The sequence below is a fragment of the Sphingomonas sp. genome (assembly GCF_036387595.1).
Taxonomy (GTDB): Bacteria; Pseudomonadota; Alphaproteobacteria; order Sphingomonadales; family Sphingomonadaceae; genus Sphingomonas.
Genome location: NZ_DASVTL010000029.1, coordinates 82226 through 96787, shown reverse-complemented (window position 1 = coordinate 96787; position 14562 = coordinate 82226). Strand labels below are relative to the sequence as shown.

The following is a 14562-nucleotide window of genomic DNA, read 5'->3' as shown; positions in this document are numbered from 1 at the left end:
GATCCTGAAGCAGGAGACATCCCATCGCCACCTTCATGTTCGCCACAGGCGTCGAGAACAGCGTCCCAACGATCAACGGCGGCCGCACCCGTGTCGACGAGATGGAGAGCTGCGGTCATTACAAGCATTGGCAGACCGATTTCGCGCTCGTCGAGGACATGGGAATCGGATACCTGCGCTATGGCCCGCCGATCCACACCACCTGGCTGGGCGTGGGCAAGTACGATTGGGACTTCGCCGATCGCACCTTCGCCGATCTCAAACGGCGCAACATCGTGCCGATCGTGGATCTCTGTCACTTCGGCGTGCCGGACTGGATCGGCAATTTCCAGAATCCGGACTTTGCGCAGCTTTTCTGCGCTTATGCACAAGCCTTCGCCGCGCGCTTCCCGTGGGTGCAGATCTATACACCGGTCAACGAGATGTACATCTGCGCGACCTTCTCGGCACGCTATGGCTGGTGGAACGAGCAGCTCAGCAGCGACCGGGCGTTCGTCACCGCGCTCAAGCATATCGTCAAGGCCAACGTGCTGGCGATGCGCGCAATCCTGGAGGTCCGCCCCGACGCGATATTCGTGCAGAGCGAATCCTCGGAATATTTTCACGCCGAAAGTCCCGCCGCCATTCGACCCGCCGAGGTCATGAATTCGCAGCGTTTCCTGTCGCTGGACCTGAATTACGGCCGTCGCGTGGATTCCGAGATGTACGAATATCTCCTGGATAATGGCATGACGCGCGAGGAATATCACTTCTTCCTCGACAATCGCCTGAAGCAGCACTGCATCATGGGCAACGATTACTACATCACCAACGAACATCGCGTCGCGGCAGACGGCGCCACGCATGCCTCGGGCGAGATCTTCGGCTACAGCGAGATCACGCGCCAATATCACGATCGCTACCGTCTGCCGGTGATGCACACCGAAACCAATCTGGTGCAGGGGCCGGGCGGCAACGAGGCGGTCGATTGGCTGTGGAAGGAATGGGCCAATGTGCTGCGCGTCCGCAACGACGGCGTGCCGATGGTCGGCTTCACATGGTATTCGCTGACCGATCAAATCGACTGGGACAGCGCGCTGCGCGAAACCAACGGCAACGTGAACCCACTCGGCCTCTACGACCTGGACCGCAACATCCGCCCCGTCGGCAAGGCGTATAAGAAGCTGATCGCGCAATGGCGCGACGTCCTGCCGACGCAGAGCATGTGCCTGATCGTGCCGGTCGTGCCGCCGGACGAGGCCGAAGATCTCCACACCACGCGCCAGAAGACGCGCGCCGCCGGGATGATACGTAAGCTGCCGAGTGCCCCGGCGGTGCAGGACAACGGCTGAGCGTCCACTGGAGGGTGCCGGTCGTGGATGGCTTCCGTCCGCCCACGTGGCACGATAGCGCGCATCCGTTCACAGGGGATAACCGCCATGTTATTGAAATCGCTCACGGTCCTTGGGGCGGCGGTGTTCGCGGCGACGCCGGCGTCGCGAGTCGCGGAGATCGAGGATCCGGATACCGCGGCGTGGTGGCAAGCGACCGAGGCGCTTTCCGGCGATGCGATGGAGGGACGCGATACCGGCTCACCGGGCTATGATCGCGCGGCGGGTCTGCTGGCTGCCAAATTCGCTGCGGCCGGGCTGAAGCCCGCAGGCGAGAACGGCACATGGTTTCAGCCGCTGCGCTTCTCGGACGAGACAGTCGATCCTGTAGCCTCGCGCATAAGCGTCGGCGCGGCACGATTGCGGATGCTCCACGACGTCACGGTGGCGCCGTCACCGGGGATGCCTGGCACGGTCCGCGCGGCCCTGGCCTTTCGCGGCTATTGCGCGCCCGGCACGCTCGGCGACGTTCGCGGCAAGGTCGTGCTCTGCTACGGCTGGCGCCGGGCAGGGCTGACCAGCGGCGCGACGCGTGCTGCGGCGGTAGAACAGGCGGGGGCGGCGGGGATCGTGACGATCGCCGACCCGGGGTTTACGGTCGAGCCGATGCGCTGGCCGGTGGCCTATGCGCGCCGCGTCGCGCCGGTCGACGCGAGCGCGCCCGCCGCCGATCGCCTGCTCGTCACGACGCTCAACCCGCAGGCACTTGCAGGCGTGCTGGCCGGCAGCGGGCATGACGCGGCGGCGCTTTTGCGCGCGGGGAGTGCGGGTGCGTCACTGCCGTCGTTCGATCTCGACGCGCCGTTCGTCGCGACCGTGGCCATGCGCCGGCGTATGATAACCTCCGCCAACGTGCTTGGTGTGCTGCCGGGCCGCGATCCGTTGCTGCGTCGCGAGCATGTGGTGCTGTCCGCGCATCTCGACGGATACGGCCGGGGAGAGGCGGTGCGCGGCGATGGCCTCTACAATGGTGCGCTCGACAATGCGGCCTATGTCGCCCTGCTCCAGCGATTGGCGGAGCGGCGCAAGGGGGTGGGGTATCGCCGGTCGGTGATCTTTGCGGCATTCACCGGCGAGGAGAAGGGGTTGCTGGGTGCCCATGCGTTCGTCGCCCGCCCCACGGTTCCGCGGGGCGATCTGGTGGCGAACATCAATCTCGATCAGCTGCGGCCGATCTTTCCGCTGGAACTGCTGACCGTTCACGCGCTCGACGACACGACGCTGGGCGACATGGTGCGTGCGACCGCGACGGCGGCGGGCGTGGCCGTGCAGCGCGACCCCGAACCCGAGCGCAACCTGCTGCGCCGCGCCGATCATTGGCCGTTCCTGGCGGCGGGCATCCCCGCGACCGGGTTCGTCTTCGGCTACCGGCCGGGAACCGAAGCGGAGCGGCGGTATCGCTTGTGGTACGAGACCCGTTATCACAAGCCGCAGGACGATGCGGGGCAGCCGATGGACTGGACCGCGGCGGCCAAGTTCAACGCCTTCTTCTATGCGCTCGTCGAGCGCGTTGCCGACGCGCCGGCGGCACCTGCCTGGAAGCCCGCAAGCGTGCTGCGCGAACCGGCGAGGCGCTAGAGCAACCCGCTTTAAGGTGCCTGCTTCAAGCCGCCACGATGGCGTGGCGCGCACGCAGTGAATCGACCATCTTCTCGACCGCGTCGATCTCGCTACGGGTGCCCGACGATCGCACGTCCCAATTGCAATGCGGGTGGGTCGCGACCGGATAGAGCTTCACCGTCCCCACCGCGCGGCGCCAGCGTTGCCGCGTCCCGCCGTGGTCGCGCACGAGTTGCGTCACGATAAGCTGTTCGAGGTCGCCGCGGGTCATTCGCACGCCATTCACATCGGCAGCGATTCCCGCAAGGGTCTGCTGGCGGAAAGGTCCGCTCGACGCCGAAAGACCAGATCGCGACGGCTACCGGTGCCGCGATCCTTGCAGCAAAGCCGTAATTGTATGATATAAGCGGCGATGACATGTTGGAGAGGCGGATGCGAGGGTGGAGCTATGTGGCGGCGGCAGCTGCGCTGATGTCGGCGGCGCCCGGCTGGGCTGTGGAGGCGAAAAGATCGACCTTCGGCCGCCTGCCCGACGGGCGTGAAGTCGCCGCGGTGACACTGAGCAACCGCGCCGGCGTTTCGACCACGCTGATCGCTTATGGCGCGTCGATCCAATCGCTGATCCTGCCCGACCGCGCCGGTCGTCGGGCCGACGTCGCGCTCGGCCATGCGACGATCGCGGACTATCTGGCGACGCCGCAATATTCGGGGCGACGGTGGGACGCTTTGCCAACCGCATCGCGCGCGGCCGCTTCACGCTCGACGGCCGCGAGTATCGGACCCCGGTTAACAACGGTCCCAATTCGCTCCACGGCGGCACCCGCGGCTTCGACAAGGTGCTGTGGGACGTGCGCGAGGTGAAGTCGGGCGCGACCGCGTCGGTGACGATGCGCTATGTCAGCCCCGACGGTGATCAGGGCTATCCCGGCACGCTGACGGTCGACGCGACCTACAGCCTGGATGAGCGTAATCAGCTTTCGATCGAATATCGTGCGACCACGACCGCGCCGACGATCGTCAACGTCACCAACCACGCTTACTGGAACCTGGGCGGGGAGGGTTCGGTCGCGGGCGCAATGGGACATGTCGTGCCATTCCCGCCGAGACGTATCTGCCGACGGACGCCGGCGCGATACCCACGGGCACGTTCCAGCCGGTGGCGGGCACGCCGTTCGACTTCCGCACGCCGCATGCCGGGGGGAAACGGGTGCGTGATGCCTCGGACCAGCAGCTGGTGTTCGGCCGCGGCTACGATCACAATTGGGTGGTCGGGCGCACCGTCACTCCCGATTCGCATCTGATGGCGCGAGTGGACGAGCCGGTGTCCGGGCGTGGCTTCGAGCTTTGGTCGAACCAGCCGGGACTGCAATTCTATTCGGGCAATTTCCTCGACGGTACCACGTCGGGAAAGGCTGGCAAGGTCTACCGCGGCGGTGATGCGATCGTGATGGAGCCGCAGATCTTTCCCGACACGCCGAACCGCCCCGAATTCGGATCGGCGCGGCTGATGCCCGGCCAGACGTATCGAAACCACATCGTCTATCGCTTCACGACCGGCCGATAAGCCGGCGTATCCAGGAGAGTATGTCCATGAAATTCAAACTGTTCCTCGGCCTGAGCGTCGCCACGCTGACGATGACCGCGAGCCCCGCCGACGCGCGCAACATCTGGACCAAGGCTGAGGCCAAGACCTGGTACGATCGCCAGCCCTGGCTGGTAGGATCGAATTACGCACCCGCCAGCGCGATCAACCAGTTCGAGATGTGGCAGCCCGAGACCTGGGATCCCGCCCGGATCGACAAGGAACTGGGCTGGGCGCAGTCGATCGGCATGAACACCATGCGGGTCTATCTCCACAACATGCTGTGGGAGAATGACGCGGAAGGGCTGAAGCGGCGGATGGATGAATTCCTCGCCATTTCCGCGCGGCACGGCATACGTCCCGTGTTCGTCCTCTTCGACAGTTGCTGGGATCCCGATCCCGTCGCCGGGCCGCAGCGGCCACCGATCCCCGGGGTCCATAATTCGGGCTGGGCGCAGGCACCCGGGGCGGCGCGGCTTGCCGATCGTGCGCAATATCCCCAGCTGGAGGCGTATGTGAAGGACGTCGTCGGCCACTTCGCACGCGATCCGCGGGTGCTCGCCTGGGATGTGTGGAACGAGCCGAACAACGAAGGCGGCGGCAATTTCAAGCCGACGCCCGATAAGAAGAAGCTGGTCGCCGGACTGCTGGGGCGGGTGTTCGACTGGGCGCAATCCGCCGATCCGACGCAGCCGCTGACCTCCGGGCTGTGGATCGGAGAGATCTGGGACAAGCAGGAGACGCTGGATGCGGTCGAGCGCATCCAGGTGTCGCGCTCCGACGTCAACAGCTTCCACGATTACAATTGGCCCGAGCAGTTCGAGCGACGGGCGCGTCAAATGCTCAGCTATGGCCGCCCGGTCTTCTGCACCGAATATATGGCGCGCGGCAATGGATCGACGTTCGATCAGTCGCTGCCGATCGGCAAGCGGCTGGGAATCGCGATGATTAACTGGGGCTTCGTCGATGGCAAGACGCAGACCCGGTTGCCCTGGGATTCGTGGAAGAAGCCCTACACCTATGACGAACCGCCGATCTGGTTCCACGAAGTGCTGCGCGCCGACGGGACGCCTTACCGCCAGGCCGAAACCGACCTGATCCGCTCGCTGGCTGCGCAGCCCAAGGCACTCGTCCCCGCGGGGCGTGCCGCGCGGCGGTGAAGCCGGCGGCGCTGCTTTTGCCCCTGGTGCTCGGCGCAGCGTCCGCCGCGCCGGCACCTGAGAAGGCGGCATTTGCCGGTGCCGCGCCCGATCTTCTCCGCAGCTTCGGTATCCAGGCGAACTACACCTACCTCAACGCCAAGACGGGTTTTCCCAACGCCGACGGCAGCTTCACGCTCGATCGCATCCTGGGCGTGTCGAAGCACACCTACAACATCGTCGGGCTGTTCGAGCGCGGGCCGGTGTCGTTGCGCCTTACCTATAACAAACGCGGCAAGTTCCTGGCCACGCGCCAAGATCGGAGCGACGACTTCTATACGGAGGAAGCCAAGCCTGCGGGCCGTCTCGACCTGTCGACAAATCTCACCTTCAGCAAAAATGCGACCTTCTTCTTCGACGCGACCAACCTGCTGGGCGACCCGTTCCGCACCACCTTCACCTCCGCCCGCGGAGGTGCGCCGAGCGCGGATTTCGTCCGCTTCCTGCGTTTCGAGGAACAGACCTTCTCGGCGGGTCTGCGCTTCCGGCTCTGACGGCGACCGGGGTGGCTGACGTCACCCCGGTCATCCGGCTTCAGCGGGTCAGCAAGCGTGGGGTGGCGTATGAAGGGTCATCGCCAGTTCGGCGATGCGGCTGCTGTTGAGGGTGTGGCGGATGCCGGGCTCCACACCCTCGACCACGATATAGCTATGCGCCCGCGCGCTGCCGTCCAGGTTGGACCAGCGGTCCAGGCATTCGGCGACGGTGGCCCGCCACGGGGAATGGAGATTGGCCACAAGTTCGGCGCGGCGATTCGGTTCGACGACGATCATCGGGCTCTATTGCGCTTCATTGGCAAACGACACGCTAACGCGGGTTATGCACTGGGCCTCAAGCGCCGATTTGGCCGACCCAATCGCGTAGCGACATGTCGTCGGTCGAGCAGATCTGTGCTGCCATGCTGTTCTTCATGATCTCCAAGGCCCAGGACGTCCGCTGCGCATGCTCGCCGGCAACCGCGTCGCTGGGCACCCAGAGGCCGTAATCCCTCATATGCGCATCGGCGGCGGTGAACAGCACACAGATGTCCGCGGCGACCCCCGTCAGGATCAGCCGTGACACCCGCAGCTTGGGGAGCAATACCGGCAGGTTGGTCGCGTAAAATCCGGAAAACTGCGGCTTGATGACGAAATAATCGTCGTCGCGCGGCTGCAACGCGCGCAGAAAGTGGTTGGCGTCGCCACCGTCGAGGCAGCGGTCGACCAGCCGGCTTCGTTCGGAATGCCACTCACCGAAATTGTCGTTGACGTACACCACCGGCACGCCGGCCTCGTCCGCCGCATCGCGCAACCCCAGGATCGCGTGCGCAGCGGCTTCGGCAGGGCGGCGCAATTCGTCCGCGCCCTCGAACCGCATGTCGTTGATCATGTCGATGATCAGCAAGGCGGTGCCCCCTGCCGCGGGCGTGTCGATCGTGGCGCGCGCCATGTCGGGATCAGGCGAGCTTGAGATCCTCCGTCGCCCGGCTGCGCGTGGGCGACGTCGGCGCCGCCGCGGGGTTCTCCCCAGCCATCCTGGCGGCAAGGCGCTTGTAGGTCGCCAAGGCCTGCCCCACAACCTGGTCCATATTGTAATAGCGATAGGTTGCCAGCCGCCCGACGAAGGTCACCCCGCTTTCCGCGATCGCCAGTGCCTCGTACCGCTTGAACAACGCCTGGTTCTCGGGCCGGGGAATTGGATAATAAGGATCACCCTCCGCGCTCGGAATTTCATAGGTGATGCTGGTACGCGGCGCCTGCTGGCCGGTCAGATACTTATATTCGGTGATGCGCGTGTGCGGCACGCTTTCGTGCGGATAGTTCACCACGGCCACCGACTGGAACCACTCCCGATCATGTGTTTCGTGGCGGAACTGCAGCGAGCGATACGGCAGCTTGCCGTAACGATAACCGAAATACTCGTCGATCGGCCCGGTGAAGACCAGATGATCGTGCGGGTAGGCCGCGCGAACCTCCTCGTAATCCACGCCGAGCAGGAGGTCGATATTGGGATGGTCGAGCATCCGCTGGAACATCTGCGTATAACCCTCCAGCGGCATCGCCTGGAACGTGTCCGTGAAATAACGATCGTCGTCGTTGGTGCGGGTCGGCACGCGCGCGGTCACCGACTTGTCGAGTTCCGAAGGATCCATGCCCCATTGCTTGCGGGTATAGCCCTGGAAGAAGGTCTCGTAGAGTTCTCGCCCCACCTTGGACACCACGACGTCGGCCGACGTGCGGATCGTCTCGACCGGCTCGGCGCGGCTGGCCAGAAACGCTTCGGTCTCCTCGTCGGTCTTGAGATCCAGATCGTACAGCGCGTTGAGCGTCGTGCGATTGATCGGCATCGGCACCAGCTTGCCGTCGATATCCGCCAGCACGCGGTGCTCGTAGGGACGCCATTCGGTAAAGCGCGACAGATAATCGACGACATCGGCCGAATTGGTGTGGAAGATGTGCGGCCCATATTGGTGCATCAGCACGCCCGCATCGTCATAGCGGTCGAATGCGTTACCGGCCACGTGGGGGCGGCGATCCACCACCAGCACCCTCTTGCCTGCGTCGGCAGCCAGTCGCTCCGCCATCACGGCGCCGGCAAACCCCGCGCCGACGATCATCACGTCGTAATGCACCGGCGCATCCGCGGGCCAGGTCGTCGGGGAGACGATCGGCTGCGCATCCTCCTGCTCGTCGATCACGGAGTCGATCAGGTCGGCCATACGTGCGAACGTGCTGTCCCACGACGTGTCCGCGAGCAGCACGTCGGCCTCGGAACGCCAATCGGCGTCGCCTGCGGAAAGCGCCAGCATCTCTTCGCAGGCTGTTACGAAGGCCGCGGGTTCGGCGGCGATCCGCACGCCCTGCAGCGTGCCGTATTGCCGCACGACGTCGACGATCGGAGTCGATACCACCGGGCGCCCGGCCGCGAGATATTCCGGGGTCTTGGTCGGGCTGATGAACCGGGTCGCTTCGTTGATGGCGAACGGCATCAGCGCGACATCCCACCCGCGCAGGTAATCGGGAAGTTCGGCGTAGGACTTGCCGCCGAGATAATGGATATTGGCGCGTCGCGGCAGATCATCCGTGCTGATCTTCACCACCGGACCGACCATGACGATCGACCATTCCGGGTGGGCATCGGCCAGTGCGGCGACGAGCGCGAGGTCCATCCGTTCGTCGATCACGCCGTAGAAGCCGAGGCGAGGCGTCGGCGATCCAGACTGGTCGGCGGGTTCACGACCAGGCGCCCGCGCGGCTGCGAAATGCGCAACCTCGACGCTGGAGGGGAACAGATGGGCATTGGCGTGCCGGTCGCGCTTGGCTTCGTACAGGCTTGCGCCGCCGGTAAAGACCAGATCGGCCTGGTCGAGCAGCCGTGCTTCGAGCGCGAGCAATTCGGGCGGCGCGCCGCGAAATCCCGACAATTCGTCCATACAGTCGTAGACGACGCAGGCTGCCGGCACACGTTCCGAAAAGGGAAGCATCATCGGCGTATAATACCAGCGGACGAACGGCCCGGCCTCGCCTGCCAGAAAGGCCGTCAGCAGGTCGCCGAGGTGATCGTCGACGCGCGCACGATCGGTCGCGGTCGGCAACATCGGCGTCAGGACGACAACGCCGGTATCGGCGCAGGCGGCGACGTTCAGCCGCGGCGCCACGGCGGCGTCGTCGAACTGCGGCTCCTCCCAGAACAGTACACGGTTATCCCGCGCAAACCGAACCATCAGATGCTGCGGGCGCTGAAACACGAAATTCCAGCGCAAATGACTAAAGCAAAGGATCGTCGATGCGCCGGTTCGCCCCTGCTCCGTGATCTCGATCTGCGCTGCGGGGGGGAACATCGGTGCGGTCATGGAGCCTACCTTGCTGATGAATGAACACGATGAACGGCAGAAACGGCGGTCAGGTTCCTGAAATGGCGGTGAATGGCGCGGGAATTAATCTGCTTTGTAACGATCTTGGACTCGTCGCATGCAACCACGAAGCGCCGCGAGCGGTTCCTGACCACCGGCATATGTCGGTTGGGAGGCCGAGCCGTGAAGGAACTGGAACTCTGGGGCGGCCCGGAATGCACCCTGAACCGGGTCGAGAACAGCTACCGCGACCAGCTTGTGCGATCGGGCCATTACGATCGGGACGGCGATCTGGATCTGTTCGCGGACCTGGGTATTTCGGCGATCCGATATCCGGTTCTTTGGGAACGCGTCGCCCCGACCGATGACGAGCCGTGCGACTGGAACTGGCCGGACCGGCAGCTGCCCCGGCTACGTGCGCTCGACATCCGCGTCATCGCCGGGCTTTGCCATCATGGCAGCGGACCGCGGCATACCGACCTGCTCGATCCCGGCTTTGCGACAGGCTTGGCGGCGTTCGCGGCCAAGGTTGCCGAGCGGTACGACTGGATCACCGATTGGACCCCGGTCAACGAACCGCTCACCACCGCGCGCTTCGCCGCCCTTTATGGTCATTGGTATCCGCACCGGCGCAGCGAAGCCGCATTCTGGCACGCCCTGGTCAATCAGATCGACGGCGTTCGGCTGTCGATGCAGGCGGTGCGGCGGATCAATCCGCGGGCGCGATTGATCCAGACGGACGACCTCGGCCGCACCTATGCAACGGTTGCGATGCGGGATCAGGCTGCGTTCGACAACGTCCGGCGCTGGGCGAGCTGGGACATGCTGTGCGGGCGAGTGACCCGCGAGCACCCGTTCTGGACGCGGCTGTGCGGCTTCGGTCTCGAAAGCCGCTTGCGCGCGATCGCCGATGATCCCTGCCTGCCCGACGTCATCGGGGTGAACCATTATCTCACTAGCGATCGCTTCCTGGATCATCGGTTGCGGCGCTATCCAGCGGCCACCCACGGGGGCAACCGCCGCGCACGGTTCGCCGATGTCGAGGCTGTGCGCGTGCTGGACCCTGCGCCGCCGGGCTTGGCCGGTACGCTGCGGGAGGCCTGGGAACGCTATGGCATCCCGCTTGCGATCACCGAGGTTCACAATGGCTGTACCCGCGACGAGCAGATGCGCTGGATCGCCGACGCGTGGGACACGGCGGCTGTGTTGCGGGCCGAGGGCGTCGCGATCGAGGCTGTCACGGCTTGGGCGCTGCTGGGCAGTTTTGACTGGAATACGCTGGTCCGCCAGCCGGGCGCGTACGAGGTCGGTGCCTTCGATGTTAGCGGCGGTGCGCCCAGGCCGACCGCAGTGGCCCCGCTTCTGACGGGGCTGACGCGTGGTGCCGATCGCCACCCGGTCACGCGCGGCACGGGATGGTGGCAGCGGCCCGTGCGGATCGTGCATCCGCCCGTGTCCCGGCCCGCGTCACTGCGCGAACACGATCGGGTTGCGGCCGGACGGGGAACCTCGCAGCCCCTGATGATCTGCGGCGCCACCGGCATGCTGGGGCAGGCATTGGCCCGCGCCTGTGCCCACCGCGATATCCACCACGTCGTTACCAGCCGCTACGACCTCGATATCTGCGAAGAAACCACCATCGCGGCAACACTCGATCGACACGCACCTTGGGCCGTCATCGACGCGACCGGCTGGGTTCGCGTCGACGAGGCGGAGGCAAATGCTGACGCCTGCAAAGCGGTCAACGTCGACGGAGCGGTGGCGCTGGCGCGGGCGTGCGACGCCCGCGGCATCCCCTCGGTTCATTTCTCCAGCGACCTGGTTTTCGACGGGACCGCGGGGCGCGCCTATACCGAAGACGATGTTCCGGCACCGCTCAGCGCTTACGGCCGCAGCAAGGTGGCGATGGAGGAGGGTGTCGGCGCCCTGCCTGGCGCCCACATGGTCATCCGCACCGCGTCCATCTTTTCGCCCGAAGATCCGCGCAATTTCGCTATGGCCGTCACCCGTGCGCTCCGCCGTGGCCGCGCGCTGTTCGCGGCGCAGGACCAGATCATATCACCGACCTATGTCCTCGATCTCGTCGATCGCGTGCTCGACCTGACGATCGACGGCGCCTCTGGTATTTGGCATGTCACCAACGACGATGGTGTCTCATGGGCTGATTTCGCGCGGCGCATCGCCCGGGCAGCTGGTCTGGACGATCACCTGATCCGCGGCATTCCCGGTGCCGAAATCGGGATGGAGGCTCCGCTCCCGGCCTGTGTCGTGCTGCGCAGCAATCGGGGGCAGGGGCTGGGATCACTCGATGGCGCCATTGCCGATTTCGTCAGGCGTCTGCCCGCGCAGCCCGCGGCACCCGTGCACGATTCGCCGGTCCCATGGATGCTGGGGGCCGCCCCGCCAACCCCGCTCGTCGTCTGATCGGGGTCATTCCATCTGGGAGATGGTGAGTCCGGCCCGGCCGAGCGCTATGTCGTCGCTGGTCAGTCGGGCGAGCATGGCAAGCGTATCGCGGTGGCCCGCCTGCCAACGATGCCGTATCGACTCAGGCGAGAAATCCATCGCCTTTCCCGCCACTTCGGACGCCTGGTCGGTGTAGCTCAGCCGCACGAGCGTCACCGACGCCGCCTGCCGCTGGGGGTCGAGCGCATAGACGGCCTTCCAGTGTTCGATGGTCCGGCGAGATTGCGCGGCGAAGGTCAGGTTCTGCGCACGGCTCATCGACTCGCCCAACGTCCGGGGCCGACGATCCGCGAGGGGAAGGAGATCGGCCGTGATGCACAGCGTCGTTCCCGCGGGCGGCGCCGCGAGAACCGGATCGAGCGGCAGATTGGAGGACAGTCCGCCGTCGACATACGCGCGGCCATCGATCTCGACGGGGGGGAAGGTCGGCAGCAAGGACGCGCTCGCACGGACATGGTCGGCGCTCACCGTCTGTCGATCCGTGTCGAAATACACGTCGTCGCCCGATTCCAGGTCCACGGCACCGGCGGTGTAGCGCATATTTCCGCAATTGAGCCGATCGAAGTCCACCAGCCGCGCCAAGGTAGCCGTCAGCGGCTTCAGGTCGAACAGACTCGGCGCAACGGCGATGGGATCGGGATCCCACCACGATCCTAATGGTCCCACCGGCCCGAAGAACCCTGGACGCCCGCCTGCCAGCGTCATCATGACCGCCGCGGTGCGACGAAGCGTTTCATCGGGCTGCGGCCACCACGGCTGGTCCGTGCCGGGCGGTGCAGGCTGCCATAGTTCGGCGAGCCGCGAGAGGCGATCGTCCGGCGCATTCCCCGCGATCAGCGCCCCGTTGATCGCGCCTGCCGACGTGCCCACGATCCAGTCTGGCTCATGGCCATTTTCGTACAGCGCCTGGTACACGCCGGCCTGGTAACTGCCGAGCGCATTGCCGCCGCCGAGCACGAGCGCGAGTTTGAAGGGAGGTTGGATCATCGGGTGTATCCCATGCGCACGGCATCGCCGGGCCTGTGTGGTCAGCGTGTTGCGTTCGCTTTTCGCCGTGGCGTTCACACAACGCCGTGAGCAACGTTCCGTCTCACGACTCCGACGAGTCGCCGGATTTTTGCGGAACATCCCAAGCACCCGCGCTTTGACATCGCGAACCTGCAAGGATCACGATCATGGCCAAAACGCTCGACACACTCTTCCACGACACGTTGAAAGATATCTACTACGCCGAGCGCAAGATATTGAAGTCGTTGCCCAAGATGGCCCGCGCGGCGCAATCGGCCGAACTCAAGGCGGCGTTCGAGAAGCACAAGGAGCAGACCGAAGGCCAGATCGAGCGACTCCAGCAGGTGTTCGAGATCATCGGCAAGCCCGCGCGGGGCAAAACCTGCGACGCGATCGAAGGCATCCTGGCCGAGGGCGAGGAGATCATGGACGATTACAAGGGCACGCCCGCGCTCGATGCCGGTCTGCTCGCGGCGGCTCAAGCTGTCGAACATTATGAGATCACGCGCTACGGCACGCTCAAGCGCTGGGCCAAGGTGTTGGGCATGGAAGATGCCGCAGCGCTGCTCGACCAGACGCTTCAGGAGGAAGCCCAGACCGACGAGGATCTGACGACCATCGCCGATGCTTCGATAAACGAGGCAGCGACAGAGGCAGCGTGATCCTGGTCGGCGATGAGTAGCAACTATCGGTTTCTGATCGCCGACAGCGAAACCGCCGGGGAACGTGACGAGCGGCGGCGCAGTGCGGGCAAGAGTGCGGGTGAGACCTATGCGGTCACGCTCGGTCAGATGGCGCCGGGCTGTGCCGTGACGATCGTCACGCCCTGCGATCCGGGCTGGCGGGCGATGACCCTGGCCGAACTGCGCTACGACGCGGTATTCCTGTCGGGCTCTCCGCTGCACGTCTATTGCGACACGCCCGAAACGCGAAGACAGATCGCTTTCATGCGTCTGGTCTTCGTCAGCGGCGTGCCCAGCTTCGGCTCCTGCGCCGGGCTTCAGGTCGCGGTCGCAGCGGCGGGCGGCACGGTGCGCAAGATGCCCGATCGGCATGAGGCAGGCATTGCGCGTCGGATCACGGCGACTGAAGCGGGTAGGGGCCATCCCTTGCTAGACGGGCGGGCGCCGGTGTGGGACGCGCTGGCCGCGCATGGTGATGAGGTCGAACGGCTGCCGGACGGGGCGATGTTGCTTGCCACCAACGCCGCGGCGCATGTCCAGGCTGCCGAAATCCGCAGCGGCAGAGGCGTGTTCTGGGGCGTGCAATACCACCCCGAATTGGCCCTTGGCGAGATCGCCGCAGCACTGCGCCGCGATGCCGAAGATCTGGTAGACGCAGGGCTGGCCGATTCACCCGATCACGTCGAGGCGCAGGCGGTGCTGTTCGACCAACTCCACCGCGATCCCAATAGTCGCGACGTGCGTTGGCGGCTGGGTGTCGACGACAGCGTGGCGCTGGAGGATCAACGCCGGACCGAATTGCGCAACTTCATCGACCATATCGGCACCGCCGCGCTGCGGGGCTGACCCGCAGCGCGACCCC

Annotated in this window: 12 protein-coding genes and 1 pseudogene; 8 read left to right on the top strand and 5 right to left on the bottom strand. The window is 65.4% G+C overall.

Annotation, left to right across the window (positions count from 1 at the left end):
- The first annotated feature begins 35 nt into the window (after nucleotides 1-35).
- Nucleotides 36-1331: a family 1 glycosylhydrolase gene (locus tag VF643_RS01675; RefSeq protein ID WP_331041624.1), complete on the top strand. Its 1296-nt coding sequence runs from the start codon at nucleotides 36-38 to the stop codon at nucleotides 1329-1331.
- Nucleotides 1332-1418: 87 nt separating this feature from the next.
- Entirely contained in the window at nucleotides 1419-2948 is a 1530-nt protein-coding gene (locus VF643_RS01670) for a M28 family peptidase (protein WP_331041623.1), read from the top strand.
- 25 nt (nucleotides 2949-2973) lie between these two features.
- Here the strand turns inward: VF643_RS01670 and VF643_RS01665 are convergent, their stop codons facing one another.
- Nucleotides 2974-3201, bottom strand: a complete 228-nt coding sequence (locus VF643_RS01665; RefSeq protein WP_331041622.1) for a hypothetical protein — start codon at nucleotides 3199-3201, stop codon at nucleotides 2974-2976.
- A gap of 161 nt (nucleotides 3202-3362) precedes the next feature.
- On the opposite strand from VF643_RS01665, the pseudogene VF643_RS01660 reads away from it, so the two are divergent.
- From VF643_RS01660 to VF643_RS01650, 3 genes and pseudogenes are all read left to right on the top strand, one after another.
- Nucleotides 3363-4494 (top strand): annotated as a pseudogene (locus tag VF643_RS01660) (aldose epimerase family protein).
- Nucleotides 4495-4520: 26 nt separating this feature from the next.
- On the top strand, nucleotides 4521-5672 hold the full coding sequence (locus tag VF643_RS01655) for an endo-1,4-beta-xylanase (RefSeq protein ID WP_331041621.1): 1152 nt from the start codon (nucleotides 4521-4523) through the stop codon (nucleotides 5670-5672).
- Nucleotides 5669-6205 carry a TonB-dependent receptor domain-containing protein gene (locus VF643_RS01650; RefSeq protein ID WP_331041620.1) on the top strand — a complete coding sequence of 179 codons (537 nt, stop codon included), beginning with the start codon at nucleotides 5669-5671 and terminating at the stop codon, nucleotides 6203-6205. The genes VF643_RS01655 and VF643_RS01650 overlap by 4 nt, the downstream gene beginning before the upstream one ends.
- A gap of 48 nt (nucleotides 6206-6253) precedes the next feature.
- Here the strand turns inward: VF643_RS01650 and VF643_RS01645 are convergent, their stop codons facing one another.
- From VF643_RS01645 to glf, 3 genes are read right to left on the bottom strand one after another with little or no spacing between them, the layout of a single operon-like run.
- Nucleotides 6254-6484 (bottom strand): hypothetical protein, encoded by a 231-nt coding sequence (locus VF643_RS01645; protein WP_331041619.1) that lies wholly within the window; start codon nucleotides 6482-6484, stop codon nucleotides 6254-6256.
- 58 nt (nucleotides 6485-6542) lie between these two features.
- Complete coding sequence (locus VF643_RS01640) at nucleotides 6543-7139, bottom strand: isochorismatase family cysteine hydrolase (protein ID WP_331041618.1); 597 nt, start codon at nucleotides 7137-7139, stop codon at nucleotides 6543-6545.
- Between the two features lie 7 nt (nucleotides 7140-7146).
- The gene (gene glf, locus VF643_RS01635; protein WP_331041617.1) at nucleotides 7147-9543 is read right to left on the bottom strand and encodes a UDP-galactopyranose mutase; all 2397 of its coding nucleotides are present in this window, start codon (nucleotides 9541-9543) and stop codon (nucleotides 7147-7149) included.
- 183 nt (nucleotides 9544-9726) lie between these two features.
- Between glf and VF643_RS01630 the strand changes: the two genes are divergently transcribed.
- Complete coding sequence (locus VF643_RS01630) at nucleotides 9727-11967, top strand: sugar nucleotide-binding protein (RefSeq protein ID WP_331041616.1); 2241 nt, start codon at nucleotides 9727-9729, stop codon at nucleotides 11965-11967.
- A 6-nt stretch (nucleotides 11968-11973) separates the two neighbouring features.
- Here VF643_RS01630 and VF643_RS01625 read toward each other — a convergent pair whose 3' ends face one another.
- The gene (locus VF643_RS01625; protein ID WP_331041615.1) at nucleotides 11974-12996 is read right to left on the bottom strand and encodes a patatin-like phospholipase family protein; all 1023 of its coding nucleotides are present in this window, start codon (nucleotides 12994-12996) and stop codon (nucleotides 11974-11976) included.
- A gap of 188 nt (nucleotides 12997-13184) precedes the next feature.
- Here VF643_RS01625 and VF643_RS01620 point away from each other — a divergent pair, with 188 nt between their 5' ends.
- Together VF643_RS01620 and VF643_RS01615 are read left to right on the top strand one after the other, a co-directional pair.
- On the top strand, nucleotides 13185-13679 hold the full coding sequence (locus VF643_RS01620; RefSeq protein ID WP_331041614.1) for a ferritin-like domain-containing protein: 495 nt from the start codon (nucleotides 13185-13187) through the stop codon (nucleotides 13677-13679).
- A 12-nt stretch (nucleotides 13680-13691) separates the two neighbouring features.
- Nucleotides 13692-14546: a type 1 glutamine amidotransferase gene (locus VF643_RS01615; protein ID WP_331041613.1), complete on the top strand. Its 855-nt coding sequence runs from the start codon at nucleotides 13692-13694 to the stop codon at nucleotides 14544-14546.
- The last annotated feature ends 16 nt before the right edge of the window (nucleotides 14547-14562 follow it).